Here is a 6,947-nt window from a genome sequence, read left to right on the forward strand (position 1 = left end):
CGATGAGCAGGGTGAGCCTTTGGCGATCCTGCCTTGGCGGGCGGTCAATGACGCCACTCGCGCAGCCTGCGCGCCTGAATGCTCGGGTGAGAGCGATGCCGAGGGTGTGATTCGTATCGAGGGCCTGCATCCGATCCCCATTACCCTGCAACTGGCGGCCAACCCCCTGGCCGAGCAACTGCAAACCCGTCGATTGCGCGCCGAGCGGGCCGAACCCCCACTGCCAGGCTTCGGTGATCGTACCCCGCTATACGGCCCGCAGCGCGCAGGCTTTTCGCCCATCGAACAACAGGCGCGCGCGGCAGGTCATGGTTACCACTACCTGCGTATCGGTCAGCTATGCGACCAGTTGCCGACCCTCGACCCGCCCCTGGTGGATCCCGATCATCCCCCGGCCTTTCACTTTCCGGACACGACCTACAGCGGTTTCACCGTCAGCGACGAGGGACTGGATCGCCGTCATGTGCTGGAAATCTGCCCGTTACGCGCCTGGTCGCTGGTCTTGCATCACCAGGCCGAGTACAGCCTGGCCAATGCCCACAACCTGAGTTTGATGAGCATCCTGGCATACAGCAGGTTTCCCGAGGAGCAACGAGGCTCCGTCGAGGAGTTCTTCGAGCAACAATGCCTGGATCTGTCGCGCACGCCACTGCTATGGGAAAACGGTCGATCGGCGCCTTGTCTGGTCACCGATGTGCCTTTCAATGATCGCTACACAACGGTCGAGACATTGGACACCACCAAGGCCGATCCACCGGAAGGCCATACCCAATTGTTCTATGCCATCAGCGCCTCCCAGGTGTTGGTGGCTTGGCGGGGCACAGAGATGGGTTTTCCCTTCACCGATCTGGCGACGGATGTGACCTTCCGCCCGGTCAAGCCGGAGGTCGCGGCCAATTGTGAACCCAAGGTGCCTTGTCCCGATCTGACCCCACAGGGGCGTGTGCATCTGGGGTTTCGCGAGGCGTTCGAGCTGGCGCTAAGGATCTATGCCGAGGATTTGGGCAAGACGATTCCTAAGGCTATTGAAGGTAAGAAACTGTTTATCTGTGGTCACAGCCTGGGCGGCGCCCTGGGCTTGATTCATGCGGCAGCGCTGAAGGACAAAAATCCGCTGCTCTACACCTACGGCATGCCCCGCACCTTCACCCTCAAGGCCATACAGAGCCTGAGCGAGATCAAGCATTTCCGCCATGTGAATGACACCGACACCATCCCCAGCGTGCCGCCCGAGGCTGAACTGGATAACTACCTGTACAACCTCTATGGCCCGTTGGGTACGACCCTGGGCTTTACCTGGTCGCTGCTTCAGTTGGCCACCAGCCCACTGTTCAAGCACGACGATCCTTACGGTCATCACGGCGAAATCGCCATGTTTTTCAAGACCGACCAGCACCGACAATCTCAAGGGTCGAACTCCCCGACCTTTCGTGGCAAGGACGGACTCGGCGCGCCCTACCACACCACGATCTCCTATCGCCTGCCGGAAATAGCCAAGCTCTACCTGGTGCCCAGTCTGAGCGAGGAGGACAACCAGAAGATCAAGCAAGCCCAGGGCGACTTTACCCAGTCCTTGACGAGCGAGAGCCGGCGCACATTTTTCCCGCCTTATAGCAACCCCAAGGCAGGTGGGCTGATGGGGATCGGCAATCACTTCATGGGTAAGTACCAGCCCTATATCTACGGCCAGTTGCTGGAGTCGATCAATGCCGAGCGCGATCCATTGCTGCTGCGCCAGACACAGCGACAAGCCTTCGAGCGGCAGATGAAGGAGCACGCCGCGAGCACTCCCGAAGTTCAATTGACCCGCAATCGCCTGTTCCTTGACCTGCAATACCAGTTGGGCAAGGCCTTGCACATGACCGAAAACGCCGAAGGCGGTGCCGAGGCACTGCAACGTTTCAACGCCGTGGCCGATCCTAAGGCCTTTTACGAGAAAACCTACGGTTGAGTCGCGACGACGCGGACAAGGAAAGGACCATGTTCAATAGAGTGCCCATTATTCTGCTTGGCCTGTTTGTCAGCCTGAGTGGTTGTGCCAAGGACTACAGCCTCGCGCCACCGCCTGACAGTGAACAGATCACCGTGACCGTGAAAGTGCCGAAGGAATTGGAAGCGGAAACCATGAATGTGATGTACCGCTCGCCGATTTGTAAACGCATCACTCGCGGGGCCAGCGGCCAACGTATCGAGCTGGACGGCTACCACGGTATTGATGTGCAACCGCAACGTCAGGGGCAGAGCGATCTTTATGAGGCCAAGCTGCCCATTGATGGCGGCGGAAAGTGCCAGTGGCGTTTGAGCAATGTAACTTTTGGTGTCGCTTACGCCAATCCCACTCGCTTTGGCGAAAATGTGACTTACGGCGCTGGGGGGGGGATTGTGGTGATCTTCGACCACAACAACTCGCCCCAAGGAGGGGCTGATTTCAAAGTTAGCGGCGACTTGATGATCAAGAAGGACTACTACCCTTGGATCGACGAGGAGTTTTTGGGGCCATACAAAAAAACAGTCAGCCTGGCGGGTGAGGGCGATATTTACCTGATGTATCGGGCATTGCAGGCGCGACAGGTATATTTCGAACCCGTCCTGCATTCCGATTTTGTTCTTTATTCAGCGGGGCCCAAGGTAAAGAAAAAGGGAAATTACACAGCCTTCACTTACCCCGATGGCAGCGTTTTCGCCGATGGTCGCTGGCATCCTAACTTTCTCAGGTTACAGACCATCCGCCTCGCTGCGGAGGGCAAATAATGAAACCTGTTCTTCCCGTGGCTTTACTTGGCCTGTTTGTCAGCCTGAGTGGTTGTGCCAAGGACTACAGTCTGGCCCCGCCACCGGATAGCGAACAGATCACGGTGACCGTGAAAGTGCCCGAGGGTCTGAAGGCACGCATCATGAACGTGATGTACCGCTCACCCATCTGTAAACGCATCACTCGCGGGGCCAGCGGCCAACGTATCGAGTTGGACGGTTACCACAATATTGATATGAAACCGCAGCGCCAGGGTCAAAGTGATCTCTACGAGGCCAGGCTGTCAATCGATGGGGGCGGTAAGTGTCAGTGGTATTTGAGCAATGTGACCTTTGGCGTGACCTACGCGGATCCCACTCGTTTTGGCGAGAACGTGACTTGGGGAGCGGGAGGTGGTGTAGTGGTGATGTTCGACCATAACAACTCGCCGCGCGGTGGGTCTGGCATAAAAGTCGATGGTGATTTGACGATCAAGAAGGACTATTACCCTTGGACTAGTGAAACTTTTTTAGGACGCTACACGAAAGATATCAATTTGGCGGGTGAGGGCGATATTTACCTGATGTATCGGGCCTTACAGGCACGGCAGGTGTATTTCGAACCTATCGTGCATTCCGATTTCATGGTCAGTTCGGAGGGAACAAAGGTACATAAAGTCGGTAGCTTTATAAGCTTCACCTATCCCGACGGTAGCGTTGTGGCCGACGGTCGTTCCAAACCAAACTTCCGAAAATTACAGGCCATCCGTCTCGCAACGGAGGGCAAACAATGAAACCTGTTCTTCCCATGACTTTACTTACCCTATTTGTCAACCTGAGTGGCTGTGCCAAGGACTACAGCTTGGCGCCGCCGCCGGATAGCGAACAGATCACGGTGACCGTGAAAGTGCCCAAGGAGTTGGAAGCGGAAACCATGAACGTGATGTACCGCTCGTCGATCTGTAAACGCATCACTCGCGGGGCCAGCGGTCAGCGCATCGAGCTGGACGGCTATCACGGCATTGATGTGCAACCGCAACCGCAACGTCAGGGTCAGGGTCAGAGCGATCTTTACGAGGCCAAGCTGCCCATTGATGGCGGCGGCAAGTGCCAGTGGCGGTTGAGCAATGTGACTTTCGGTGTCGCTTACGCTAATCCCACTCGTTTTGGCGAAAGCGTGGGGTATGGTGGAGGAGGTGGGATTATAGTGATCTTCGATAATAATAACTCGCCACAAGGGGGGGCTGATTTCAAAGTTGGCGGTGACTTGACGATCAAGAAGGACTATTACCCTTGGCTCAGTGAAATTTTTCTCGGTGGATATAGGAAATATATCAGCCTTGCAGGTGAAGGTACTATCTATCTGAAATATCGGGCCTTACAGGCACGCCAGGTGTATTTTGAACCCGCCCTGCATTCCGATTTCATGGTCAGTTCGGAGGGAACAAAGGTACATAAAGTCGGTAGCTTTATAAGCTTCACCTATCCCGACGGTAGCGTTGTGGCCGACGGTCGTTCCAAACCAAACTTCCGAAAATTACAGGCCATCCGTCTCGCAACGGAGGGCAAACAATGAAAGTTTTTCTTCCCATGGCATTACTCGGCCTGTTCGCCAGCCTGAGCGGCTGCGCCAAGGACCGCGGCCTCGCGCCGCCTCCTGATAGTGAACAGATCACGGTGACCGTGAAAGTGCCCAAGGAATTTGAAGCGGAAACCATGAGTCAGGGTCAGAGCGATCTTTACGAGGCCAAGCTGCCCATTGATGGCGGCGGCAAGTGCCAGTGGCGTTTGAGTAGTGTGATCTTTGGCGTTGTTTACTCCAATCCCACTTACTTTGGTGAGAATGTGACTTACGGAGCGTTGGAGGGGTTGTGGTGATGTTTGACCGCAACAACTCTCCACGAGGGGGCTGATCCGCAGTTATTGCCGTATCGGATTCCTGAGGCGGATATGCCCGGTTATAGCCGTTATGTGCTGGCGGATGAGTGGGGAAATGCACTCTTGGAGGGTGTTCAAAGTTGCCCTATCAGTGCTTGACCTACCAAACATTCAGTGAGGCTGAGAATCAGGTCGTGTTCCCTTTTGTTCGCTACCGGATCCTTACTCAGGAGGGGGAAATCTACAAAGGTGCAACGAACCAATACGGATTCACCCGTGCTGTGCCAACCCGTTACCCGGACGCGGCCAGAATAGAGTTTCCGAACACCTTGCCGGAGGCTGAGAGCCTCCCATCATTCAAAAAGTATTGAGTTCACTCTTGGCAAATAGCGAGGGTGTTATTCGACTCAAGGTTTCAGGAACATTTGTGAACGAATTTTTCGTTCACCACACATGATCAATGGAGTTCGATTTTTATGTCTCAAGGATTTGTTTTATTGGGTGACAAAACCACCCACAATGGAGAGGTCATCTCGGCCTCGTCCACGATGATTGTGCAGGGCAAGCCCGTGGCCTTGGTCGGCGACGAGGTCCGTTGCCCGATTCCCGGACATGGGGTCAATCCGATTGTCGAGGGCTGTGCGGACTGGTCCGAAAATGGTCGGGCGCTGGTGGTCAATGGCTGTCGCAGTGAGTGCGGTTGCCAGGTGATTGCCAGCACTGACGATTGTGCGGTGGGCTGAGCCATGGGCTGGAATCGTCAGTCACCGTCCGTGGCGCAAGCACCGGCCCCTCTTATGCCGAGCCGTTGGGCGCTGATGGCATTTCTGGCGCTACTGGCCTGTGTGCTGCTGTTCCTGCTGCATGTCTCGGAACCGATACCGCAGTTGCAGTTGCTGAATATCTGGATATTTTCCGGCGCGCCCTTGTTGATCTGGGTATTGGCGTTCGGTGCCCGTGCTTATGCCTATGGTGGGGCTCTGGGACGTTTCCAGTTTCTCCAGGAGGAGGCGCAAGGTGCGCAACAGTCCTGGCAGAACTGGGCACAACGTTCCCTGGTGGTGCATGCCAGTTGTGTGCTGCTGCCGGATCAGGTCAGCGCCAGCCTGCTGTCCCAAGGTGACGACGGCATAGCACCCCGCGTGGGACAGGCGCGACGTATCGCGACCTTGCCAACACAACGTGAAGAACGCGCCTTGGCCGGGCTGCATTTGTTGCTCCCTGCGCTGGAGCCCGTATTGCAGGCACTACCCGCCGGGCAGGAATTACGGGTGACCTTTTTGAGCGATATCGATCCCGAATATTACCCAGCGTTGCACGATGCCTGGCGGCAGAGCCCGGTCACCGCGAATCACTCACCGTCGCCGACGGTCACCGTGGCGAGGGATTTGTCGTACCAGTGGATCGAGGAAAAGCTGAAGGCGGCCAGTGCTGCCTTTGAATTGATTCTCGTCCTGCAAGTGCATGGCGAGGCGGCATATTCCGATGGACTGGCGGGGCTGTTGCTGTGTCCGGACAGTCTGGCTCGGGCGTGGGAACTGCCGGTGAAGGGTGCTTTGTTGCGTCCGATGCCATTGGATGCGTCCAGGCTGGGGAGTGAGCTGACGCTGTTTCTGAACACTCAACCCAGTGCCCTTCGGGCGACTGACCTGTTGGCCGATGGCGATGGTTGGCGGCCATTGATGGCTTGGATCCTGAGTGCCGAAGCTGCTCGCGGGGCCTCGCTGGCGGCACGGCAGCAATGGATTCTGGAGGGGCTGTGTGGACTGCCTGGCCCCTTCGGTCACTGGTTGGCGGTGGCGCTTGGAGTGGAAATGGCTCTGCATCAGCAACGACCAGTGGTGGTGTTGGCGCAAGAGGAGTCGCGACATTGGATCAGCACCGTCAATACGGGAGCGCTTGTATGAGTATCTCGAGCAACGCGTGGCGCCTCGCTGGCGCGATGGTGTGGATTATCACGCTGGCAGCGACACTGGGATGGCTGGTTTGGAGTCATGGGGAAAGTGTCGGGCTGGTGGAGCGTCATCACAAGCTGTTCGCCTTTCTGCTGGTCATCAGTACCGTTGTGGTGGTGTGCATGGCAGGGCGCCTGTTGGAATATCTCAAGCGCCAAAGCCATCGCGAGCAGGGTTTGGTGGACAAGGTCTACCCACAGGCTGATGTGCTTTTGGTGTCCCCTGACAATCCAGAATTCCGGTTCTCGGAGTTGGTAGAACACCTGCGCGACCGCCACGGTCCTTTCTGGCGCCGCAAGGTCCGCGTACTGCTGGTGGTCGGCGAACCCGAGCAGATTGAAGCCCTGGCCCCAGGCCTGACCGAAGACCGTTGGCAGCAAGGCC

At 56.7% G+C, this 6,947-nt stretch carries 7 protein-coding genes and 1 pseudogene; all 8 read left to right on the forward strand.

The genetic code is table 11. The features are described 5' to 3' along the window. Positions 1–1,951: lipase family protein (locus tag HX851_RS33345; RefSeq protein ID WP_256347920.1), on the forward strand; the 1,951-nt coding region annotated here is incomplete at its 5' end. Between the two features lie 29 nt (positions 1,952–1,980). Beyond that, positions 1,981–2,751, forward strand: a complete 771-nt coding sequence (locus HX851_RS33350) for a hypothetical protein (protein ID WP_177057945.1) — start codon at positions 1,981–1,983, stop codon at positions 2,749–2,751. Then, positions 2,751–3,524, forward strand: a complete 774-nt coding sequence (locus tag HX851_RS33355; protein ID WP_177066527.1) for a hypothetical protein — start codon at positions 2,751–2,753, stop codon at positions 3,522–3,524. Before HX851_RS33350 ends, HX851_RS33355 begins: the two co-directional genes overlap by 1 nt. Next, on the forward strand, positions 3,521–4,306 hold the full coding sequence (locus tag HX851_RS33360) for a hypothetical protein (protein ID WP_177066528.1): 786 nt from the start codon (positions 3,521–3,523) through the stop codon (positions 4,304–4,306). Before HX851_RS33355 ends, HX851_RS33360 begins: the two co-directional genes overlap by 4 nt. Next, positions 4,303–4,608 carry a hypothetical protein gene (locus tag HX851_RS33365; RefSeq protein WP_177108339.1) on the forward strand — a complete coding sequence of 102 codons (306 nt, stop codon included), beginning with the start codon at positions 4,303–4,305 and terminating at the stop codon, positions 4,606–4,608. The genes HX851_RS33360 and HX851_RS33365 overlap by 4 nt, the downstream gene beginning before the upstream one ends. Before the next feature lie 497 nt (positions 4,609–5,105). Beyond that, entirely contained in the window at positions 5,106–5,351 is a 246-nt protein-coding gene (locus HX851_RS33370) for a PAAR domain-containing protein (RefSeq protein WP_256262406.1), read from the forward strand. 3 nt (positions 5,352–5,354) lie between these two features. Continuing rightward, positions 5,355–6,515, forward strand: coding sequence for a KPHS_23130 family T6SS system protein (locus tag HX851_RS33375; RefSeq protein WP_501037621.1), 1,161 nt, complete (start codon positions 5,355–5,357; stop codon positions 6,513–6,515). Then, positions 6,512–6,947 (forward strand): annotated as a pseudogene (locus tag HX851_RS33380) (ImcF-related family protein); the annotation flags it as partial. The gene HX851_RS33375 and the pseudogene HX851_RS33380, both read left to right, overlap by 4 nt.

It is taken from the genome of Pseudomonas gingeri (assembly GCF_013385635.1).
In the GTDB taxonomy this organism is placed as follows: Bacteria; Pseudomonadota; Gammaproteobacteria; order Pseudomonadales; family Pseudomonadaceae; genus Aquipseudomonas; species Aquipseudomonas gingeri_A.

Excerpts from the sequence above, each read along its gene's own strand:
- HX851_RS33350 (WP_177057945.1), top strand. The coding sequence starts at position 1,981 with ATGTTCAATAGAGTGCCCATTATTCTGCTTGGCCTGTTTGTCAGCCTG.
- HX851_RS33355 (WP_177066527.1), top strand. The coding sequence starts at position 2,751 with ATGAAACCTGTTCTTCCCGTGGCTTTACTTGGCCTGTTTGTCAGCCTG.
- HX851_RS33360 (WP_177066528.1), top strand. The coding sequence starts at position 3,521 with ATGAAACCTGTTCTTCCCATGACTTTACTTACCCTATTTGTCAACCTG.
- HX851_RS33365 (WP_177108339.1), top strand. The coding sequence starts at position 4,303 with ATGAAAGTTTTTCTTCCCATGGCATTACTCGGCCTGTTCGCCAGCCTG.
- HX851_RS33375 (WP_501037621.1), top strand. The coding sequence starts at position 5,355 with ATGGGCTGGAATCGTCAGTCACCGTCCGTGGCGCAAGCACCGGCCCCT.